Here is a 20,598-nt window from a genome sequence, read left to right as displayed (position 1 = left end):
GATGGCGATGGTTCTCTGGCTTATATGCCCGAGAGTGCGTGAACTGACGAGGAGCCGTATACCGAACGGTACGTACGGTTCTGTGGGAGGTCGGATGAGCCATTAAGGCTCATCCTCCTACCCGATTTTCCCCCTCTTTTCAGTGGGAATGGTAGCTGGTACTATATGTATAGTTAGACGGTATTGGGAGATGGATATGAAGAAAGTTCTCTTGGCATGTATACTCCTCTTCTTTGTGTTGCCCTTGGCAGCGGAAGATCCTCCACGGTTTCCTTCTGCCACCGTGTACATGCAGGGTGTCATCGAGCCAAGGGATCTGAGGATCTCCATCTACAATGAGGCAGGTGAGGAGCTCTCAGGTGAGGATGCAATACTCAGTTTTGAGTTCCCGAATCTAGAGGAGTGGGAACTGACACAGTCTCTCTATTTCAGATTTTCCTCGCATCTTGCAGAGGCTACCGTCGGAAAGTTGATTTTTTCGATTACAGATCTTGAAATGGATGCATTGAATAGACTCAGGACAACACTGGAGCTTGAAAGCGAGAGTTTCTTCACCAGTGTGGAGAACGGAAATACCTTTAATACCAGGTTCCCTGCAGGCGCCCAAGATGATGTGCCTATCGGGAAACTTACCATCAGAATCAGGAAACGAGCAGCTGATGTGTTTAGCGCAGGCAACTATTCCGGATCTTTCTCCATTAATTATACCGAAGGAAACTGAGCTCCTTGTAACTCTCGATTATTGTGAAATTTGGCTGGTTAATCAACCAATAGGTAAAATAGTTACAAAATTGCAAAATTAATGTTTTACAGTGGGAGAAAACCATGCAATAATCATGAGTGTCGTTGCTCAAGTCTAGACCGATGTTTCCAGCGGATAGACACGTACCCTTAGGAGAGGAGTCCTAAGGTTCTCAAGGAGGTTGCCGCTACCCATCTGGGTAGCGGTTTTACTTGGCTAAAGCCCTTGCATCGTCTGCAACATTCTTCTCTGGAAAATCCATCGGTCCAATCCAACAGCCACGCTTCCGAGTACAGCACTACGGTCCTTGAGCTGTGAGCGTACCACAGGAATGCCCGCAAGGGAGTGGTGAGCATGCTGCTGGTGGTACTTCTGGAGAACTGCGAGGTAGTGATCGGGAAGATTGGAGATGCCCCCTCCCAGAATAACCTTATTGATTCCGGTAATAGCACTGGCAGCTGTGAGAGCCATACCCATTGCTTCTGCAGCCTCCAAGAGCGCTTGAGTCACTTTTGGGTCTTCACTTTGTGCCAGTTCCTTGACTGCCTTGCCGGCAAATCGTTCACTGAGTGCCCACCCTGCAGCTACAGTCTCGAGGCATCCAATGCCTCCACACCGGCACAAACCTGTCTGCCGTACTGGAAGGTGCCCGAATCTGCTCTTCTCCCCTACTATGGTATTGTCCTGCACCAATGCACCGCTTATATGCTCTCCCCAATTGACATAAAGGAACGACTTTTCATCTTCATCGGCAAACCACTGTTCAGCCTCCACCATTGCCCTCACAGAATGCACCAGGATTGCAGGGGTCTGTGTGTATTCACTGATGGCTTTAGCAAGTGGGACGTTCTCCCACGACCAGTGGTCATGGCGGAGTATGGAAAGACCATCTTCACTGATTTGTGCACTTGTGGCCACCGTGATGCCTGCAATAGGGACCTTGGTAATTCGTCTCATCTTCAGACACGTCTTGATGACGGTAAGGCCATGTTCCTTCGCATCCGGTTTGATCGGGGTTGGGATTCGCTCAAATCTCAGCACATTCCCCAGGAGATCTGTAAGGGTGAAACAGGTATTCTTGCTACCAAGTTCCACCCCCAGGACCAGTCTGGATCCCTGTTGCAGGGCCAGTGTGGTGGGTCTCCTGCCATTGGCAGTCTTGGCCTTTCCTCTTTCCTCGACAAGTCCTTCCTGAAGCAACTGCTCCACAATCTCACTGGTGGATGGCTTGTTCAGGGTTAGACGGCGTGCGATATCAGAGCGACTGGACTCACCCTCTCGGGCAAGTAGATTGAGAACTCTCAGGCGATTGATTGTCCTGGCTGAGCTTGGGGTGGAAAACTGCATGCCCAAGCATAGCCCACCTATGCGTTTTTGTTAAGGAACAATTGCCGTTGGTTTGAAAAATCAGTATGTTTGCCTATATCCCTTTGGAGGTATCATACGAAGATGGAACAAAAGAAATTTAAAACTGAAGTATCAGAGCTATTGCATCTGATCATCCACTCGCTCTATTCCCACAAGGAAATCTTTCTTCGCGAGCTGGTATCCAACGCATCCGATGCACTGGACAAACTTAAGTATCTCACCCTTACCGATGACAAGCTCAAGGATCTGGCTTTCGAACCACGCATCGACATCTCCTTTACAGAGGAAGGTGAAGACCGCACACTCACCATCAGTGACAACGGTCTTGGCATGAGTCATGACGACTTGGCAAACAACCTGGGCACCATTGCATCCAGTGGTACCAAGAAGTTTCTCGCTTCTCTTACCGAGGAGCAGAAGAAGGACAGCAACCTCATCGGTCAGTTTGGTGTAGGTTTCTACAGCGCCTTCATGGTTGCAAAAAAGGTTGAGGTAATCAGCCGAAAGGCTGGTGAGGAACAGGCTTGGAAGTGGAGCAGTACCGGTAAGGGGAGTTATACCCTTGAGGAGGCAGAACGCGAAAGCCAAGGCACGACCATCATCCTTTACCTGAACGAGGAAGGCAGTGAATATGCCAACCGTTGGCAGATTCAGCAGCTGGTGAAGAAATACAGTGACCATATTGCCTATCCCATTTTCCTCTCTTACGACCAGACATCCTACGATGACAAGAAAAAGGATGATGAAGGTAATGCACTGAAGAAGGTTGAACACAAGGTTGAGCAGATCAACAGTTCCTCTGCTCTTTGGAGACGCAGCAAGAGTGAACTGACCGATGAGGAGTACAAGGAGTTCTACAAGCAGAGCAGCTATGATAGTGAAGACCCCTTGTTCTACCTGCATACACGCGCCGAAGGTTCAACAGAATACATCACGCTCTTCTTCATCCCAAGCAAAGCCCCGTTTGACATGTACTATGCAGATTACAAGCCGGGTGTGAAGCTCTATGTGAAGCGGGTCTACATCACTGATGATGACAAAGAGTTGCTTCCTTCCTATCTTCGCTTTGTGCGCGGTGTAATCGACAGTGAGGATCTTCCTCTCAATGTGAGCCGTGAGATTCTTCAGCAGAATCGCGTAATGAATGCAATCCGCACCGCATCTGTGAAGAAGCTGCTTGGTGAGTTCCAGAGGATCAGCGAACAGAACCCTGAACTCTACACAAAGTTCATTGAGCAGTACAACCGACCCCTTAAGGAAGGTTTGTATTCTGATTATGCCAACAGGGATGCCTTGCTCGAACTGGTTCGTTTCAAGTCCTCCACGGAGGATGGCTATGTAAGCCTTGCCTCCTACAAGGAGAGGATGAAGAGTGACCAGAAATCAATCTACTACATCGCTGGTGGAAAGGAAGAGACCCTCAAGGCAAGCCCCTTGCTTGAAGCGTATAGGAAAAAGGGGTATGAAGTCCTCATCATGAGCGACGATATTGACGATATCGTGGTCGGCTCGATCGGTACCTACAAGGAACTGCCTCTGAAAGCAATCAACAAGAGTGGTGCCGTTGATGACCTGAAGGAAGAAGGGGAGGACAAGAAAAAAGACACCAAGGAAGCGAAAGCCATCATCAAGAAGGTCAAGAAAGCCCTTGGAGACAAGGTGAAAGATGTTGTTGCCTCTTCCCGTCTTGCAGACTCCCCTGCCGTCGTGGTGGTTGATGAGAATGACCCATCAGTACAGATGCAGCAGATTCTCAAGAGTATGGGACAGACCGACTTTGAGGAAGCAAAGCCGATTCTTGAGATCAATGTGGAAGATCCGATGGTCAAGAAGATCGAAAACAGCAACGATGAACAGTACATCGAGCAACTGAGTTCAGTGTTACTGGATCAGGCTCTGCTTGCTGAGGGTGTCATGCCCAAGGACCCGGTAGGGTTTACAAAACGTCTGCATGCTCTTTTGTCTACATAATAGCAAGTAATTAATTACTTATCATGCAAGGTGAAGAGATTTTTTTCTTCACCTTGTTCTTTTTTTCTACCGATGGTAGTGTTCTATTTAATACGTGTATAAGGAAGTAGAAATATGATTGCAAATTTCATGGCACTCAGCAGTGAAGCCGTTGCTGAAAGTTCCGCCTTTGGCCGCTTCGTTGAGAAGATTGATAGCTGGATTCAGATCGGTCCGGTCGAATTCTTGGTGAATGTCGCGATTGGATTGCTTATTGTGCTCATCGGAAAGCTGGTGATCATAGGCATCACCCGTATTCTCAAGCGCGCGCTCGACCGTTCCAAGAAGATCAATGAATTGATGGCACGGTTTATCGTGAAGCTGGTCAATGTCATAGGGTGGATCTTCCTCATCATTGCATTCCTTGGCCGCCTTGGCCTTGATATGGGTCCCGTGCTTGCCGGACTTGGCATCACTGGTGTTGTCCTTGGGTTTGCATTACAGGATACCATTGGAAACTTGCTCAGTGGTGTGATGATTGTCATCAATGCACCGTTCAGGATTGGTGATTATATTGAAACCGGATCATTCAGTGGTACTGTCAGCGATATGGACATGATCTGTGTCATCCTTTCCACACCCGACAACCGTAAGATAACCATCTCAAACAAGCTTGTCTGGAACAGCCCCATTGTAAACTACTCCAATGTTGACCGGCGGAGACTCGGCCTCACGGTCAGTGTTGCATATGGGACCAACATACAGTTGGCGAAGGATACCATTTGGAAGATCCTCAATTCGTATAGTGAGATTCTTAGCGATCCAGCTCCCATGGTAGAGGTGAATACCCTTGCAGCTTCCTCCATAGACTTCGCGGTTCGCCCTTGGACGAAGCCCGAAGACTACTGGAAGGTCTACTGGCGATTCCAAGGTGAGATCGTTGACCGTCTTGCCGAGGTTGGAATCTCAGTTCCTTTCAACCAATTAGATGTGCATATTGTAGACCAGAGCGCAACATAGGCTACTGCTGTTCGCTCACAGAGCAGTGGTTTTCAAGGATGGTGCAGAATTCCTTGGAATCCTGGAGGAGGAACTTTCCAAGATAGGATTTTCTCCTCCATGCTTTGGAGCCGAATACCAAGGTGATAAACGTATCTTTTGTCTCAATTACAACCGAGATGTTGGAGAGTTTGTTCTCCCGCATCTCGTAGGTTTGCTTGCAGGAAACAAAGTCTGCATACGGAAAATGGTAGAACTCATCAGCCAAGGTGATCCCCACCACCTGCTTCTTCGTGTCGAAACAAAGCAGGATCCCATCCCCGATATCATTGATGTATCCATGTCTGTCATCAAAATCGTACCCGTGCTCCCTCATCAGCTCATTGGTTCTCACTCCCAGCTTCTGGAGGGTAAGACGGTAGTTGGCTGCTGCTCGGTTACGATTCCTCTTGCCGATGGTCAGTGCATAGAGGTTTGCTGCAGTAACGAGGACTAACAGGGCTAATAATAGGTATTGGAGTATGTTCATAGCCGGACAATACCAAGGGCGGGTCGGCTTTGTAAAGAGAGCCGCTTATGATACACTCTCTTTGAGGTGTCACATTGATAAAGATTTTGATTGTAGTTCCTTACCAAGAGTTGCAAGAAGCATTCGATCAAGTCATCCAGAGTTATGACCTCGATACGATTGAGGTGCGTACCACCCATATTTATGGAAGTGATCCACAGAAGATTGTACCGCTTGCTGCTGATATCATTGTAGCCCGTGGGATCACTGCACAGGCAATTGCCCACCAGAAACCGTCGGTGCATGTTGTGCCCATCGCACTCAGTAGCGCTGATTTACTCAGCGCGCTGGCACTCGCCAAGAAAATGAACAGCAGTGCCCATATCGGGGTAGTCACGAATGAACAGCTGTGTGACCAGGAATTGATCAGCACCTTGGTCGGGCAAAGGGTATCCATCTTCCAGGTAACCGACGAGAAAGATGTGAAAATCGGATTGGAGCACCTTGCAAGGAAGGGTTGTTCCATCTTTGTGGGTGGCCTTACGATGTGCCGCCTATGTGAGAAGCAACAGTTTGCCCATGTGCATGTAAAAAGTGGCTACCAGGCAGTTGTTCATGCAGTGGCGGAGGCTGTTGCAGCCGCTCGCTCTCTGGAGCGGGCGCAGACAAGGGGAAACCTGTTAGGGACTCTGCTCAATAATGCCACGTATGCACTGCTTGCAATCAACAGCAGTGCAACCATCATTGCCGCCAACCGGCAAGCTGAGCAACTTTTTGGTACTACAGCCCTGTTGGGAAAACAATTGGGGGAAGTATATCAAGGAGGGAAGTGGGATCTTGCCCTGAAGGCAGGGAAGAAAGAGATACTGGTACCGATTGCAGGCAAGCAGTTCTTGGTGACCCAGCAACCGATCAGCATGGATGAGGAGACATCCGGTTTCCTCTTTACGTTCCAGAACACAGAGGCAATCCAGCAGACAGAGCACATGATCAGGACGGAGTTGAGCAGGAAAGGCTTGGTTGCAAAATACACATTCTCCAACATTGTGACACAGAATGCCCAGATGATGGCTCTTGTGGAGAAGGCCAGAAGGTTCAGCCAGGTCCCAGGCGCCGTACTTCTGCTTGGTGAAACGGGAACTGGAAAGGAGTTGTTTGCCCAGAGCATACACAATGCATCGCCCCGTGCGTCGCAACCCTTTGTTGCAGTGAACTGTGCAGCACTTCCCGAACAACTGCTGGAGAGTGAGTTGTTCGGGTACTCCGAGGGTGCCTTCACCGGTGCAAGCAAGGGAGGGAAGCCTGGGTTGTTTGAATTGGCCCATAAGGGGACCATCTTCCTCGATGAGATAGCAGAGATGCCGATAGTCGTGCAGGCGAAATTGCTTCGTGTTCTTCAGGAGCATGAGGTTCGTCGAGTGGGGGCTGACATGGTTGTCCCTGTAGATGTGAGAGTCATCAGTGCAGCGAACAGCAATATCCTGCAGAAAGTACAGAATGGGTCGTTCCGTCTTGATCTCTTCTATCGTATCAGTCTGTTGAGCCTGATGCTGATCCCTTTACGTGATCGTCCTGAGGATATTGGGTTGTTGTTCTCCCATTTTGTCACGCAATACTGCGAGCGGCATGGGCTGAGCAAAATCAACATCAATACAGATGCACTTGAGATGCTAAGGCAGTTCTACTGGCCGGGAAACATCCGAGAGCTTAGGAACGCAGCAGAACGGCTTGCAATTCTTCATACCTCCGACCGGGTTGGTGTCCGGGAAATAGACCAATTGGACATCGGTTCCACCGGCTTGTACCTTGATGCCAAGGATGCAGGAAAACCAAAGAAACAAAAGAAGAAGTGCTCCGATCATGAGCTGTATGAACAATTCCTCTCCAGTGGTTTGACTCGTGAGGACTTCGCCAAGGAGGTCGGTATAAGCAGGACGACGCTCTGGAGGAAGTTCTCCCGATTTGAATCAGAGTAAGTATGTTTCAATTGTGTTTCAATTGAAACATGAAACAATATTTATGTAACATTGAAACATGTTAAAAATGTCTTAAAAATTTTTAGGAAACTGTTTGAATTTTTCATATTTGGTTGCTTCAATGGAAAATATATGTATACAAACATCAATACTATGAAAGATTGTATACAATAAATGTAAACTTGGCACGTTAGTTGCTGCCTCTATTGCCGGAGTGACGAGCATCGTTGCTCACTGCATGTGAGAAGAGGGGCAATCCATGAATGATAAACCTGTATTGGGACTTTTAATCGGCGACGGAGCCGGGGTCGGACCTGAGATCATCGCCAAGCTGGCTGTTGGTAAGTTCTTTGAACAGTATTGTAGACCAGTGGTTATCGGTGATGTACGTATACTCGAGCGTGCCTTCTCGGTGATTGGTTCCTCTGTTCCCTTGCAGGTGATAGACAATGTGGATGAAGCTGACTGGAGCAAGGGCCTTCCCATCCTTGACCAGAAAGATCAGGACCCTGAAGTCGTGAAGTTTGGCACCTTGACCACTGAGGCAGGCAAGGCAAACCTTCATGCCCTGGAGCTTGGTGTTTCCTTGTATAAGGAGAAGAAGATTGAAGGTTTCTGCTTCGCTCCTTTCCATAAGGCAGGACTCAAGCAGGCAGGAAGCAAGGTGGAGAGTGAGCACCACTTACTCGCCCAGTTGTTCAACCACACGGAACCTTTCGGGGAGATCAATGTGTTGGGTGACCTCTGGACTACCCGAACCACCAGTCATATTCCCATCCGCGAGGTAAGCAAGAACTTGACGGTGGAGAGCATCCTGCGTGCAGTACGCCTTGCCGACGCATCCTTGAAGAACAGCGGTATTGCAAAGCCACGCCTTGCTCTTTCTGCCCTGAATCCCCACGCTGGAGAGAATGGCCTCTGTGGACGTGAAGAGATAGATGTAATCATCCCAGCTATTGAGAAAGCAAGGGAGATGGGAATTGATGCAACAGGGCCATATCCAAGTGACATCACCTTCATCAAGGCCTTCCGTGGTGATTTTGACGGGGTGGTGACCATGTACCATGACCAGGGACAGATCGCCCTGAAACTCAAGGGATTTGATGAAGGCATCACCATTGCCGGTGGCCTTCCCGCCCCTATTGTTACCTGTGCGCATGGTACGGCTTATGATATCGCCGGTACCGGTGTTGTGAAAACCAGCGCTTTTGAGAATGCAGTGAAAATGGCCTCGCGTATGGCCAACCACCTGCGTCAGCAAGCGTAAGGAGAGAGGAACATATGCAATCGAAAAAGGTTACGAGCCAGATGGTGATTCCTGTAATCACAGCAGTGATAGCTGTTCTTTTCATCTATCTCGGGATCACCAAGTACGGCTTTTGGCATGAGCTCAGGGGACCCCTTCCAGGATTCTTCCCCACACTCATTGGATTTGCTTTGCTGGCTTTGAGCTTCATTGCATTCCTGGGATCTTTCAAGGCGGAGAAGACCACCTATCCGATTGAGAACTGGTTCCCTGCTTTTGGCGTGATCGCCATAATGCTTGCCACTCTGGTTATTGGAATGATCCCCAGCCTTGCCCTCTTTGTCATTCTTTGGCTCAAGTGGTACGAAAAGTATCGTTGGAAGACAACCCTCATCGGGTTGGCTGTCATCATGGCCATTGTAATCGGAGCCTTCGTCATGTGGCTCGGAGTTCCCTTCCCGAAGGGAATCATCTACAACTGGATCGCGTACTGAGGAGCATGCAATGGAAAATCTAGAAATGTTATTCATGGGCTTTTCAGTAGTCCTTACTTTTCAGAATGTTATGGTTACCATGCTTGGTGCTGTACTCGGCCTTGTGGTCGGTGCAATGCCTGGTATCGGTTCCCTCGCAGGGGTTGCCCTGTTGCTTCCCCTTACCTATAAGTTCAATCCGACCACCGCTATCATCATGCTTGGTGCACTCTATTATTCCAACATGTATGGTGGATCGTTCAGTGCAATCCTCCTGAACATCCCTGGAGACTCTCCTGCTGTCATGACCGCCCTTGATGGGTATCCGATGGCAACCAAGCGTAATAGGCCTGGTCAGGCACTGTTCACTTCCAATCTTTCCTCCTTTATCGGTGGTTTCATTGGCATGATCATCCTTACCTTCATGGGACCTGCGCTTGCAGAGCTCGGGCTCAAGTTTGGTCCTGCCGAGATGACTTCTCTCTTGTTGGTTGCGATGACTTCCATCGGCTGGCTGGTAGGGGAGAGTCCGACCAAGGGCGTTGTTTTGACCTTGGTTGGTATCCTGTTGGCAACAATGGGTATGGATACGCTTACAGGAAGCCCCCGTTACGACTTCGGCAACATGTATCTGCTAGGGGGCATTCCTTTTACACCGTTCGTCATTGGAGCAGTCGGTTTCAGCCAGGTGCTCAAGTTGATGGCGGAGCGAAACAAGAAGGTTGATGTCAATCTGACACAGAAGTTGACGATCAAGGGATCGATGTTGACCCTCCATGATGTACGTCGCCTTGTTCCTCCAGCCATCCGCAGCGGTTTCTTGGGAACCTTTGTTGGAGTGCTTCCAGGAGCTGGTGCGACAACCGGAGCATTCCTTGGCTATGCAGCACAGAAAGCCTTCAAGAGCGAAGAGCCGCTTGGCAGCGGTGCGATTGAGGGAATCGCCAGCTGTGAGGCAGCAAACAACGCAGCCGCCGCTGGGTCCTTTGCTCCCTTGCTTGCCTTGGGTATCCCGGGAAGTGGTACCGGTGCAGTCTTGCTTGGTGGGTTGATGATGTGGGGTCTGAATCCTGGTCCCCTGCTTTTCTCCAGCAATCCTGACTTTGCATGGGGCTTGATTGCAAGCTTGTTCCTCGCAAACATACTCACCCTGTTCATTTCCCTTGGGGTCATTCCCTTCCTGATCAAGATCCTCACCGTCCCGGTACGGATTCTGATCCCGATCATCACCGTGGTCTGTGTGGTTGGTAGCTACAGTACCAGTAACTCCATGTACGGTGTGATCATCATGTTCCTCTCTGGATTGTTCGGGTACATCCTTGACCGCAATGGCTATGGAGTGGCTCCTATGTTGCTGTCGTTCGTCTTGGCCCCACTGCTTGAATCGAACATGCGCAAGGCCTTCATCATCAGCAATGGTAGTTTGGGGATCTTCGTTGACAAGCCGATTTCTGCCTTCCTGTTGTTGGTGCTCATGGCAATCGTAATGACCCCCATAGTGAAGTTCATCCTTCGCAAGGCTGCCATTCGAAAGAAATAAGGTGTCATTTCCTCATAAGAGGAATTGGATATTGGAAAATGTGGGAGTAATCCCACGAGAAACAAAGAGGAGATAGAGAAATGAGAAAAATTGCTCTGGTATTGGCCCTGGTTTTGTTGGTAAGCATGCCCGTTTTCGCAAACGGAACTGCTGAAGCTGCAGATGGTGCAGAGAAGTCCTTCGTACCTACCCGTAATATTGACTGGTATGTGACCAGCTCCCCCGGTGGTGGTTCAGACATCTTCACCCGCACGATTACCGACATTGCTACTGAAGAGGATCTGATCAACGGACAGAATTTTGTTATTCAGTACAAGACCGATGGTGCTGGTGAAGTTGGTAGACTGCTTGTTTCCAACATCAAGGCTGGCGTCCAGGCTGACCACACCTTGTTGACCTTCAACAGTGGTGACTTGATGCCGATGGTTAAGAACACCAGCAATCGTTTCCAGAACTTCCAGCCTATTGCGCACATGGCTGTAGACAAGCACCTGATCTTCATTGGAGAGTCCTCCAAGTACACCAATGCTGAAGAGATCATTGATGCATTGAACAGAGGTGAGAGATTGGTTCTTGGTGGTTCCAAGGGTGATGACATCGCTTGTCACGCTGCTCTCATCAAGGAACTTGGTGTTACCCAGGATCAGCTTTCCTACATTGCCCACGATGCAACCAGTGGTGCTATCACTGCAATTCTTGGTGGTCATTTCGACCTCTTGATCTCCAAGCCTGCAGCCGCTTCCCAGTATGTTGAAGCTGGTAAGCTTACCCCGGTCCTGGCTCTTTCCACCAGCCGTTTCCCTGGAAACCTCAGTGGTGCTCCGACCCTCAGCGAGCTCGGTTACGATAACGTAGAGGTTCCCAACTGGAGATCTATTGTTGCTCCCAAGAGCATGAGTGCTGCTGCAGTCAACTACTGGAGTAATGTCATGAAGCAGGTCAACGACACCGAAGCTTGGCAGAAAGGCTATATCGAGAAGCAGAAACTGGTTCCCGATTTCATGGACACCGATACTTTCAGAGCGTATGGCATGAAGTTCCAGGCTGACTACCTTGAGTCAATCGGTAAGTCTGAGTAAGGACTTGCGAGTCATGTGACATTGATCGTGAGGGGTGGAAGAGGTTCTCTTTCATCCCTCAACTTCGTGATAGACTTATTATTGCAAAATGATACAAAAGAAAGAGGGGATACTACGATGAAACGTGTTGCACTTATCCATACGGTACGACCGGTATTGGGCAGTTTTCCAGAATTGCTGGAAAACATAGTGGGCCAGAAGTTGAAAATCCATAACATTCTTGATGATTTTCTCGCTTCCGATCCTGCCGAGATTGGCTATTTCTCATTGGAGAACCGAAAGCGGTTGTTCAATGACTTGCAATCCTGTGAACTCACCAAACCAGATGTCATTGTCGTTACCTGTTCAACACTCACCCCTGCAGTACAGCTCATCAGGCCGTTTATCAATGTTCCTGTCGTTGCCATTGATGATGCAATGACAGAGAAAGCTGTTCGAATCGGCAAGAAGATCAAGGTTGTCGCCACTGCCATGAGCACCCTCGAGCCCACCATCAGCAAACTCAAGATGGAGGCAGCAATCGCTGGAACCGAGATAGAGGTGGATGCTGAGGACAATGAACCAGCCTATACCGCCATGCGTGCCGGGGACATGGAAACACATAACCGTCTGGTACTTGAGATGATCAAGCAGGTGAAAGGGTATGACTGTATCGTCCTTGCCCAAGCTTCCATGGGCCATCTGCAAGAAGAAGCGGAGCAGTTAGCGGGTGTACCGGTACTGGCAAGCCCGGTTCTCTGTTGCCGGAAGGTAAAGAGCATTCTGGAAGGGGAAGCGTGATGCATACAGATATCCATGCATTTTGTCGTCTTGGTATAGTGGTCTCCATGGCCTATCCTTCTTGTTCAAATAGTGAACAAGACTATCATGACTCTCTCAAGAAACTTCTTGCAGATCCCACCTTTCAGGTTATGGAGATTGGAAGTCTGCCATTCTCATCGTTGTATGAGTCGGTACCTACCATGATCAAGAGTGCACATTGTGACTGCACCTACAGTGGACACTCCCTGCTCTTTGCGAGGAAGCTGAATATCAACAGCTTGGATGAAGTGGAGAGATGGCAGGCAGTCCAGACCTTGAAGAAAGGGATTGATGAGGCGTATGCCATGGGTGCAGAGGAGTTCCAGTTCCTCTCACGTGGGTATGAGAAAGGGAAAGAAAATTCCTATCTTGATGCGTTGATTGCCTCCACAAATGAACTATGTGCCTACGCAAAAAGCAAAGGGTCCATGCCGGTCGTTCTTGAGGTATTTGACCATACCATTGACAAGAAGTCACTGCTTGGCCCGTCTTCATTGGTCAGGCAATATGCCGAGACAGTCTGCCCTGTATATGATAATTTTGGGATCATGATCGATTGCTCCCATATCCCCATGATCGGGGAGAGTATTGATGAGGCCGTTGAGCCAATAAAGCAGTACATCAAGCATGTGCATGTGGGAAATACCCTCATCAGTGATCCCAGCCATCCCAGTTATGGGGACTGTCACCCACGGTTTGGCTATCCAGGTTCAGAGAATGACACAGAATACCTTGCAGCCTTCCTGCAGAAAATGAAGGATATAGGTTACCTCACTGAAGGTGGCAAGAATATACTCTCCTTTGAGGTAAAACCCCAAGGGGGAGAGGATGCCGACTTGGTGGTAGCAAATGCCAAGAGGACGCTTCAGGATGCGTGGAGGAGGGTACAGTGAAACTGGGAAATACAACCATGGAAGTCTCTTCCATTGCACTGGGGACCTGGGCAATGGGCGGAGGGGACAGCTGGGGAGCCAGCGATGAAGCAGAGAGTATCAAGACAGTCCATCGTGCACTGGAGAGGGGCATCAACTTCATCGATACTGCCCCTGCCTATGGGAATGGGTTAAGCGAGGAACTTCTGGGAAGGGCACTCAAGGGAAAACGCAATGAGTGTATCCTGGCGACCAAATGCGGATTGCTCTGGGGGCCAGAGGACGAGGGGGCGGTACACAAGAGTCGTGATGGGGTGGTTATCCGCCGCAATCTCAGCCCGGCCAGTATTATTGAACAGGTTGAGAAGAGCTTGAAGCGACTTGGGACCGACCATATTGATCTTCTGTTAACCCACTGGCAGTCAATACCCCCATATTTTACGCCCATTGAGGAAACTGTCCAGGCAATGGAACGCCTGATTGAGCAAGGAAAAATACGGAGCTATGGTGCCTGCAACCTTACCCTGGAACAGTTGAAGGAGTACCAAGCCTATGGGAATCCTTCCTTGGTCCAGGAACGGTTCAGCTTGCTTACACGCAGCAAACAAGCTCTGGCTTCCTATTGTGCTGAACAAGGGATCACCTTCCAGGCATATAGCCCGCTTGAGCGGGGTTTGCTCACCGGGAAAGTCGATCTCGATACCAAGGTGGTGGGCACAGCAAAAGCTTCTGTGGCTTGGTATGATGCAGAGCACCGTCCCCAGGTTCTCCATATGCTTGACTCTCTGAAAGAGATGGCAGGAAGTTATGACTGTACTGTAGGGAATCTCGTCATTGCTTGGACAAGACAGGCAGAAAAAACAATGAATGTTCTCTGTGGTGCACGCAAGCCTGAGCAGATCGAGGAGAACAGCCAGGCCTTGTCGGTAGTGCTCTCAGGGGCGGACTGGAAAGCAATTGATGACCTGGTTAGGCCTCTTTTGACATAGTCCAGCTAGATAAACCCAATGAATCTGTTTCCTATTCAGCATTCAGTTCCTTGATGAACTTGATCATATCAATTGCCTTGGGAGGACAACCGGGAAGGCTTTTTCCCAAACCCTTGGTACAGATGCCGACCCCAACCTTGGAAGGGTCGTTCACACCCTTGTATCCTTGTCCGATGCAGATATTCTGTTTGATGTTTTTCAGACGGTTCACCTCATCAAGACGCTTGAGGGCATGAATCAGATTTCCATAACAAGCAGAGCAGGCACTATCCGGCTCAGTATAACGACCAAGGTAGTTTGCCATTCCTGTAGGGCGGGCAACCGGTTCATCGCTTGGTTCATTCAGCTGGATGATGTTGGCTTTCCCGAGATCAGTGGTTCCGACCCCCAGCTGTTCTGCCATCTCAATATAGGGAACATCCTTGAGCTCAAAGCCCATGAGGGAGGCCCCGAAGCTGTCACAAAGGACACTGTCTCGGCAGGCGAACATCCGGTTGGTCTCAACAGGGTTGCCCCCTTCCTCGAAATCAAGATCGCCGTTCAGGCTATCAACAATGACCAGGTCTGCTGTTCGAACTGTATTGAGCGCAGCAATGGGGCGGTGCAATCCAAGTGAGTGGAACAACCGCTTGCTGCGATCGGATAGGCATCCTTTCATATTTTTCAGTGCACAAGTCATTGCCGTCTGGCAATGTCCCTTCAGGACTGGGAGGCTGATCACAAAGTCGGTTTCCAGGATGGTCCGGCTGACCTCCATGGTGATCCCCCCTGCGGTTTTCTTCTCATAGGTATCATCCTTCACATCAACCAAAGGAACAGCGTATTTCTTGCTGATCTGATGGTACCCATTGACCCTGAAGCCTTCCTTTGTGGAATCCCCAACCCAGGCACTCTCCACGATTGAAATATTGTGATACCCCTTCTCCTGGAGAAATTCGATGATGGAAATGAGGATCTCCGGGTGGGTGGTTGCTCCACTGTCAGCTGTTACAGCAACCACAAGATTGGGCTTGAGAGCGATGGATGCGCTCTTATCGGGAAGGAGTCCTTCGAAATCGATGGATTGCAACAAGGCTCTCGTCATGTTGCCTGCATCTGAACCATAGGTGATGATGATGTCTTCTTTATTCATGCGTTGTCCTTTCCCAGGTGGCTGGTGAGGTCGTGGGTGATGTGCTCATAGAGCATATGCTTGCACGCTTCTTTTTCCCCGTTTTTCAGCAAGCTCATCATCTGGGCATGTTGGCTCAGGTAGTATGAGAGCTCATCTTCTGGAAGGTTCTGAGCAATCCTGAGCTGCTGGATCTTTGCATCAAGACGCTCACAGATGCTGATCAGGGCGCTATTCCTGCTTGCCTTGATCAAAGCAAGATGGAACAGGCTGTCCTGCTCAAAAACGGTAGCCCTGTCCCCGATTCCCATTGCATACTGGCAGTCGGCTGCATAACGGGAGAGTTCCTTTACATGTTCCGCGTATGATTCCTCATCGATCGAATCGATGGCAAGTTGCTCCAATGCGACCCGGACCTTGGCAATATCATCTGCTTCCTGGGGAGAGATGATCGAGACCACAGCGTGGCTTCTGGGCTTGATGGTTACCAGTCCATACTCTGCCAAGCGCCTGATAGCTTCCCTGATCGGAGTCCTGGAAACTCCAAATTGTTCTGCAAGGGACTCTTCCGGGATTTTCATCCCTCCCTTGAGCTGGCCAGAGAGTATCTGGTCCTTGAGCATGGTATAGACTTGGTCAGAAAGACTGTTTTGTATACATTTAGGCATACTTGGTACCCCCATTGACTAGTACTACTGTAAAAGGAATTTTCTGGTAAGTCAATGTTAATTGTGTACAAAAAACATTTGGCAAAGACCCTGCGCATTTTTTTCTCATGCATGGGTGATATATATGCATTATTTAACACCTATACAGCAAATTGTATATAAAATTTTCAAGAAGTACAAAAATCCCTTTGACAAGGGTTGCTGTTCATGATATCAATATTGTATACAGTACACAATGCACTGCTTGTCAGATGAGACCAATATCAAGAAACAGTGGATAAGGAGTTTCCTAGATGAATACAACAGTCAAGGAGTTGCTCAGCCAGAAAGACAGAAAGTTCAATGCTAAGGAACTTGCACTGCTGGCCGCATATTTCAGGAGCGTGATGTTCGATACCCTCCACACAAGTGGAACCGGACACTGGGGCGGAGCCGCTTCAAGTGCCGAATTGACCACCTGCCTCTATTTCAATCGCCTCAATATCAAGAGTGACGATCCCCAGTGGGAGGATCGCGACCGTGTAGTACTCTCAAAGGGACATGCTTCGATGAATCTCTACACCATGCTTGCCCATCGTGGGTATTTCCCGGTTGAGGAACTTCCAACCTTCCGTACCCTGAATACCCGGCTGCAGGGGCACCCCTGTATGAAGGCACTTCCCGGTGTGGACATGTCCACCGGAGCTCTGGGGCACGGGCTTTCCATCGGATTGGGAATGGCCTTGGCTGCAAAGCAGTCTGGAAAGCAGTTCTGGACCTATGTGATCAGCGGGGAAGGCTGTTTGAATGAGGGACAGAGTTGGGAAGCTCTCATGAGTGCAGCAAAGTTCAAGCCTGAGCATTTTGTCCTGATGATCGATTACAACAAGGTTCAGCTCGATGGGACTGTTGATGAGATCATGCCGCTCGATCCGCTTGCAGGCAAGCTGAAGTCATTCGGCTGGAATGTTGCTGGGAAAGCCTACGATGGAAACAACACTGAAGAGGTGATGGAGTCCTTTGCGTGGATGGATAGCGACAACCAGTGGCCGAAAGCGGTTATCTACAATACCGTTAAGGGAAAGGGTGTCTCCTTCACTGAAGGAAAGAATACCTGGCATGGGGCTGTCATCGATGATGACTCATACGCCAGGGGTATGATTGAACTGAATGCTGACATTGAGAAGAAGGAGGCCTCCCTATGAGCGATGCCATGAGAGATGCTTTCGGCAAGAAGCTTGCCGAATTGGGTGCTACCCATCCTGAGTTGGTGGTGTTTGATGCTGATGTGTCTTCCTCCACCAAGAGTGCATATTTTGGAAAGGCTTTTCCCGACCGCTTCTACAATGTGGGTGTGGCTGAGGCGAACATGGTCGATATTGCTGCTGGTATGGCAACAGCTGGATACCATCCTGTGGTTAACGCATTTGCCATCTTCCTCGCCCTGAAAGCTACCGACCAGATTCGCAATACCCTCTGCTACAACAACCTTCCTGTCATTATCGCAGGAGCTTATGGTGGTCTTTCCGACTCCTTTGATGGGGCAAGTCACCAATCAATAACTGACATTGCCATCATGAGAGCACTGCCGAATATGCAGGTTATTGTTCCTGGTGATGCCAAACAGGCTGAGCAGGCTTTGGAATATGCACTGAAGCAGAAGGGTCCTGTGTATATCAGGCTTAACCGCAATGCAATGCCCGATCTTCCTGCTTCCGATGCGATTGGAACAGTCTGTATTGCAAGCGGAAGTGATGTAACCATCGCAGCGAACGGTATTACATCAAGCTTCGCAAATGAGGCCGCCGTCCTGCTCCGGGAAGAGGGGATCACGGCTGAGGTGCTGAGTGTACCCATGGTAAAGCCGCTTGATGTCCAGTCCCTCAAGGAGAGCGTAGCCAAGACCGGGAAGCTGCTTTGTGTCGAGGAGCATGTGCTTGCAGGTGGATTTTCCAGTGCAGTCAGTGAGGCCTTCATGAAAGAAGGGATTTCCTGTAGATTTGATGCTATAGGAATCGAGGATGTATTTACCGAGACGGGTCCGTATGAACCACTCTTGGCAAAATATGGAATTAGCGCAGAGAATATTGCAGAACGCGCAAAAAAACTTTGCAAATAAGGAGATACTGTTATGGATCAAATGGAACGTGCCTATACACTCTTGAATGATTGGAAAGGGGACTCATATGTCCACGGGCTGGGGGTGCTTGACCAGGTAGGACCGATTGCCGCCAAGTTTGGTAAGCGTGCCCTCGTGGTAAGCAATACCACCTATATGAAGCCGGTTGCAGACCGGGTTGTTTCCTACCTCAATGACGCAGGTGTCGAGCTTGCCGGGAACATGATCGCTCCCGATGCAAAGCCCAATGCTCCCCGTGAGGATGTCTATCGCCTGGAGTCCTACATCCTGCACACCAAGCCCGATTGCATCGTTGTCATCGGTGGTGGTTCGGCCATCGATGCAGTGAAGGCTGCCAATGTACTGGCTGCCCTTGGTGCAAAGGTGACCCCCGAGATCGACCACTACTTTGGAACCAATGTGGTGAGCAATGCCCTTGAGGAGACCGGCTCTTCCCTGACCCCTGTCATTGCAGTACAGACCAGTGCTTCCAGTGGTGCCCACCTGACCAAGTATTCCAACGTCACCGACCCGGTGGCCGGACAGAAGAAGCTTATCGTGGACAATGCAATCATCCCGACTGTGGGACTGTTCGACTATGAGACAACGGTCAGCATGCCGATCAGCGTAACCATCGATGGAGCCCTTGATGCCATTGCCCACACCTTCGAGGTGTTCTGTGGTGCAAAGGAAGAGACCTACGAGAAGGCCCGTGAGATCGCCGAGTGTGCCATCAGCCTGGTGGCAAAGTACGCAAAGGTACTAATCGAGGATCCCAAGAATGTGAAGGCACGTGAGGCTATCGGCCTTGCCACCGACCTTGGTGGGTATGCCATCATGATCGGGGGAACCAGTGGTGCTCACCTTACCAGCTTCTCCCTGGTGGACATTGTCAGCCATGGAACTGCCTGTGGAATCATGAATCCCTACTATGCGGTGCTCTACTCCAAGGCAATCCAGAAACAGCTGAAGGTTGTTGGTGCAATCTTTGCCGAGTTCGGATTTGGTTCTTCGGTGGACAACCTGGAAGGGAAAGACCTTGCAGTTGCCGTGGCTGAGGCCATGATTGCATTCAGCAAGTCCATCAAGGCTCCCAGCAAGCTCAACGACCTGAAGGGATTCAGTGAGGCTCATATCGAGCGTGCATTGAATGCTGCAAAGGATCCCCAGCTTGCAATGAAGCTGCAGAACATGCCGGTTCCAATGAGTCCAAGTGATGTCGACACCTACATGGAGCCATTGCTTCGTGCAGCAGCCAGTGGTGACCTCTCCCTGGTCAAGGCGATGTAACCTGGATAGGTTGAGTAGCAGGGCACCATAGGGTGTCCTGTTTCTCAGCCAACGGAGTATTCTATGAAATTATCTGTCGCTATTGCCGGTAAAGAGGCAATGCCCAATGCATTTGTGGTGTTTCGTGGGGTAAAAGAGTCGATCATCAAGGCCCATGAACTTGGCTATGATGGTGTTGAACTCGCTCTCAAGCGTCCTGATGAAGTGTCAAAGGACGAATTGAACCAGTGGTTGCGCGAGAACTGTCTGGAGGTTAGTGCAATTTCCAGTGGACAGGTCTTTGCGGCAAGGAATCTCTACTTCACCGATGGGAACCAGGAAAACCGAGCAGAACTGTACAAGAGTTTCTGCGGCTTCATTGACCTGGCCTCTGATTTTGGTGGGCTGGTCAATATTGGAAGGACCCGTGGCCCTATCGGTGGCCGTGACCCTGCCCTTGCAGAGGAACTCTTCCTCGATATGGCGTACAAGGTTGCCGACCATGCAGAAAAGCGTGGCGTTGAGTTGATTCTTGAACCGGTGAACCGTTATGAGATCGACTTCATCAACAACCTCGATGAGTGTTCAGCCCTGCTCAAGAAGATTGGCCGGAAGAACTTTGTCATGATGCCCGATGTATTCCATATGAACATCGAAGATGACCACATTGGGGACAGCATCATCCGGAACAAGGAGTATGTACGGTATGTGCACTTTGCAGATACCAATCGGCATGCACCTGGGGATGGTCACATGGATTGGGACGAGATTTTTTCCTCCCTTACCAGTATTGGGTATGATGGTTGGACCACAGCGGAGATCCTCCCGTACCCCGATCCTGAGACGGCGGCAAAACGAACCGTCAGCTTCCTGAGGGGAAAATACGGCAAGTATTACTCCTCATGATGC

19 protein-coding genes are annotated in these 20,598 nt (G+C 49.7%); 15 read left to right on the top strand and 4 right to left on the bottom strand.

Annotated features, from left to right (window positions below):
* Positions 1-196 precede the first annotated feature (196 nt).
* The gene (locus AB7S66_RS05695) at positions 197-721 is read left to right on the top strand and encodes a hypothetical protein (RefSeq protein WP_428518493.1); all 525 of its coding nucleotides are present in this window, start codon (positions 197-199) and stop codon (positions 719-721) included.
* A 237-nt stretch (positions 722-958) separates the two neighbouring features.
* Here the strand turns inward: AB7S66_RS05695 and AB7S66_RS05690 are convergent, their stop codons facing one another.
* Complete coding sequence (locus AB7S66_RS05690) at positions 959-2,089, bottom strand: ROK family transcriptional regulator (protein WP_428518492.1); 1,131 nt, start codon at positions 2,087-2,089, stop codon at positions 959-961.
* A gap of 102 nt (positions 2,090-2,191) precedes the next feature.
* Here AB7S66_RS05690 and htpG point away from each other — a divergent pair, with 102 nt between their 5' ends.
* Complete coding sequence (gene htpG, locus AB7S66_RS05685; RefSeq protein WP_428518491.1) at positions 2,192-4,081, top strand: molecular chaperone HtpG; 1,890 nt, start codon at positions 2,192-2,194, stop codon at positions 4,079-4,081.
* Between the two features lie 114 nt (positions 4,082-4,195).
* A complete protein-coding gene (locus AB7S66_RS05680) occupies positions 4,196-5,080 on the top strand; it encodes a mechanosensitive ion channel family protein (RefSeq protein WP_428518490.1) in 885 nt (294 codons plus the stop codon).
* A 1-nt stretch (position 5,081) separates the two neighbouring features.
* On the opposite strand, the gene AB7S66_RS05675 is transcribed toward AB7S66_RS05680, so the two are convergent.
* On the bottom strand, positions 5,082-5,588 hold the full coding sequence (locus AB7S66_RS05675) for a hypothetical protein (RefSeq protein ID WP_428518489.1): 507 nt from the start codon (positions 5,586-5,588) through the stop codon (positions 5,082-5,084).
* A 74-nt stretch (positions 5,589-5,662) separates the two neighbouring features.
* On the opposite strand from AB7S66_RS05675, the gene AB7S66_RS05670 reads away from it, so the two are divergent.
* From AB7S66_RS05670 to AB7S66_RS05635, 8 genes are all read left to right on the top strand, one after another.
* The gene (locus AB7S66_RS05670; RefSeq protein ID WP_428518488.1) at positions 5,663-7,543 is read left to right on the top strand and encodes a sigma 54-interacting transcriptional regulator; all 1,881 of its coding nucleotides are present in this window, start codon (positions 5,663-5,665) and stop codon (positions 7,541-7,543) included.
* A 259-nt stretch (positions 7,544-7,802) separates the two neighbouring features.
* A complete protein-coding gene (locus tag AB7S66_RS05665; RefSeq protein ID WP_428518487.1) occupies positions 7,803-8,810 on the top strand; it encodes a PdxA family dehydrogenase in 1,008 nt (335 codons plus the stop codon).
* A 14-nt stretch (positions 8,811-8,824) separates the two neighbouring features.
* Positions 8,825-9,283, top strand: coding sequence for a tripartite tricarboxylate transporter TctB family protein (locus tag AB7S66_RS05660; protein WP_428518486.1), 459 nt, complete (start codon positions 8,825-8,827; stop codon positions 9,281-9,283).
* A gap of 10 nt (positions 9,284-9,293) precedes the next feature.
* Positions 9,294-10,802 carry a tripartite tricarboxylate transporter permease gene (locus tag AB7S66_RS05655; protein ID WP_428518485.1) on the top strand — a complete coding sequence of 503 codons (1,509 nt, stop codon included), beginning with the start codon at positions 9,294-9,296 and terminating at the stop codon, positions 10,800-10,802.
* Between the two features lie 80 nt (positions 10,803-10,882).
* Positions 10,883-11,881, top strand: a complete 999-nt coding sequence (locus tag AB7S66_RS05650) for a tripartite tricarboxylate transporter substrate-binding protein (protein WP_428518484.1) — start codon at positions 10,883-10,885, stop codon at positions 11,879-11,881.
* Positions 11,882-11,998: 117 nt separating this feature from the next.
* The gene (locus tag AB7S66_RS05645; RefSeq protein ID WP_428518483.1) at positions 11,999-12,661 is read left to right on the top strand and encodes an aspartate/glutamate racemase family protein; all 663 of its coding nucleotides are present in this window, start codon (positions 11,999-12,001) and stop codon (positions 12,659-12,661) included.
* Positions 12,661-13,575, top strand: a complete 915-nt coding sequence (locus tag AB7S66_RS05640; protein WP_428518482.1) for a sugar phosphate isomerase/epimerase family protein — start codon at positions 12,661-12,663, stop codon at positions 13,573-13,575. The genes AB7S66_RS05645 and AB7S66_RS05640 overlap by 1 nt, the downstream gene beginning before the upstream one ends.
* Positions 13,572-14,543: an aldo/keto reductase gene (locus tag AB7S66_RS05635; RefSeq protein WP_428518481.1), complete on the top strand. Its 972-nt coding sequence runs from the start codon at positions 13,572-13,574 to the stop codon at positions 14,541-14,543. The genes AB7S66_RS05640 and AB7S66_RS05635 overlap by 4 nt, the downstream gene beginning before the upstream one ends.
* Before the next feature lie 31 nt (positions 14,544-14,574).
* Here the strand turns inward: AB7S66_RS05635 and AB7S66_RS05630 are convergent, their stop codons facing one another.
* Together AB7S66_RS05630 and AB7S66_RS05625 are read right to left on the bottom strand one after the other, a co-directional pair.
* Entirely contained in the window at positions 14,575-15,675 is a 1,101-nt protein-coding gene (locus tag AB7S66_RS05630; protein ID WP_428518480.1) for a DUF362 domain-containing protein, read from the bottom strand.
* Positions 15,672-16,322, bottom strand: coding sequence for a GntR family transcriptional regulator (locus tag AB7S66_RS05625; protein ID WP_428518479.1), 651 nt, complete (start codon positions 16,320-16,322; stop codon positions 15,672-15,674). The genes AB7S66_RS05630 and AB7S66_RS05625 overlap by 4 nt, the downstream gene beginning before the upstream one ends.
* A gap of 293 nt (positions 16,323-16,615) precedes the next feature.
* Between AB7S66_RS05625 and AB7S66_RS05620 the strand changes: the two genes are divergently transcribed.
* The 4 genes from AB7S66_RS05620 (at position 16,616) to AB7S66_RS05605 (ending at position 20,595) form a co-directional block, all read left to right on the top strand.
* Positions 16,616-17,506 carry a transketolase gene (locus tag AB7S66_RS05620; protein ID WP_428518478.1) on the top strand — a complete coding sequence of 297 codons (891 nt, stop codon included), beginning with the start codon at positions 16,616-16,618 and terminating at the stop codon, positions 17,504-17,506.
* The gene (locus AB7S66_RS05615; RefSeq protein ID WP_428518477.1) at positions 17,503-18,420 is read left to right on the top strand and encodes a transketolase family protein; all 918 of its coding nucleotides are present in this window, start codon (positions 17,503-17,505) and stop codon (positions 18,418-18,420) included. Before AB7S66_RS05620 ends, AB7S66_RS05615 begins: the two co-directional genes overlap by 4 nt.
* Positions 18,421-18,432: 12 nt before the next feature.
* Positions 18,433-19,710: an iron-containing alcohol dehydrogenase gene (locus AB7S66_RS05610; protein WP_428518476.1), complete on the top strand. Its 1,278-nt coding sequence runs from the start codon at positions 18,433-18,435 to the stop codon at positions 19,708-19,710.
* 63 nt (positions 19,711-19,773) lie between these two features.
* The gene (locus AB7S66_RS05605; protein ID WP_428518475.1) at positions 19,774-20,595 is read left to right on the top strand and encodes a TIM barrel protein; all 822 of its coding nucleotides are present in this window, start codon (positions 19,774-19,776) and stop codon (positions 20,593-20,595) included.
* Positions 20,596-20,598 lie beyond the last annotated feature (3 nt).

The sequence above is a fragment of the Sphaerochaeta sp. genome (assembly GCF_050178175.1).
GTDB lineage: Bacteria > Spirochaetota > Spirochaetia > Sphaerochaetales > Sphaerochaetaceae > Sphaerochaeta.
This window is presented reverse-complemented; position numbering and strand designations above follow the sequence as displayed.

Bases quoted from the DNA above. Each gene is read 5' to 3' on its own strand.
- AB7S66_RS05695 (WP_428518493.1), top strand. From the start codon at position 197: ATGAAGAAAGTTCTCTTGGCATGTATACTCCTCTTCTTTGTGTTGCCC.
- AB7S66_RS05690 (WP_428518492.1), bottom strand. From the start codon at position 2,089: ATGCAGTTTTCCACCCCAAGCTCAGCCAGGACAATCAATCGCCTGAGA.
- htpG (WP_428518491.1), top strand. From the start codon at position 2,192: ATGGAACAAAAGAAATTTAAAACTGAAGTATCAGAGCTATTGCATCTG.
- AB7S66_RS05680 (WP_428518490.1), top strand. From the start codon at position 4,196: ATGATTGCAAATTTCATGGCACTCAGCAGTGAAGCCGTTGCTGAAAGT.
- AB7S66_RS05675 (WP_428518489.1), bottom strand. From the start codon at position 5,588: ATGAACATACTCCAATACCTATTATTAGCCCTGTTAGTCCTCGTTACT.
- AB7S66_RS05665 (WP_428518487.1), top strand. From the start codon at position 7,803: ATGAATGATAAACCTGTATTGGGACTTTTAATCGGCGACGGAGCCGGG.
- AB7S66_RS05660 (WP_428518486.1), top strand. From the start codon at position 8,825: ATGCAATCGAAAAAGGTTACGAGCCAGATGGTGATTCCTGTAATCACA.
- AB7S66_RS05655 (WP_428518485.1), top strand. From the start codon at position 9,294: ATGGAAAATCTAGAAATGTTATTCATGGGCTTTTCAGTAGTCCTTACT.
- AB7S66_RS05650 (WP_428518484.1), top strand. From the start codon at position 10,883: ATGAGAAAAATTGCTCTGGTATTGGCCCTGGTTTTGTTGGTAAGCATG.
- AB7S66_RS05645 (WP_428518483.1), top strand. From the start codon at position 11,999: ATGAAACGTGTTGCACTTATCCATACGGTACGACCGGTATTGGGCAGT.
- AB7S66_RS05640 (WP_428518482.1), top strand. From the start codon at position 12,661: ATGCATACAGATATCCATGCATTTTGTCGTCTTGGTATAGTGGTCTCC.
- AB7S66_RS05630 (WP_428518480.1), bottom strand. From the start codon at position 15,675: ATGAATAAAGAAGACATCATCATCACCTATGGTTCAGATGCAGGCAAC.
- AB7S66_RS05625 (WP_428518479.1), bottom strand. From the start codon at position 16,322: ATGCCTAAATGTATACAAAACAGTCTTTCTGACCAAGTCTATACCATG.
- AB7S66_RS05620 (WP_428518478.1), top strand. From the start codon at position 16,616: ATGAATACAACAGTCAAGGAGTTGCTCAGCCAGAAAGACAGAAAGTTC.
- AB7S66_RS05615 (WP_428518477.1), top strand. From the start codon at position 17,503: ATGAGCGATGCCATGAGAGATGCTTTCGGCAAGAAGCTTGCCGAATTG.
- AB7S66_RS05610 (WP_428518476.1), top strand. From the start codon at position 18,433: ATGGATCAAATGGAACGTGCCTATACACTCTTGAATGATTGGAAAGGG.
- AB7S66_RS05605 (WP_428518475.1), top strand. From the start codon at position 19,774: ATGAAATTATCTGTCGCTATTGCCGGTAAAGAGGCAATGCCCAATGCA.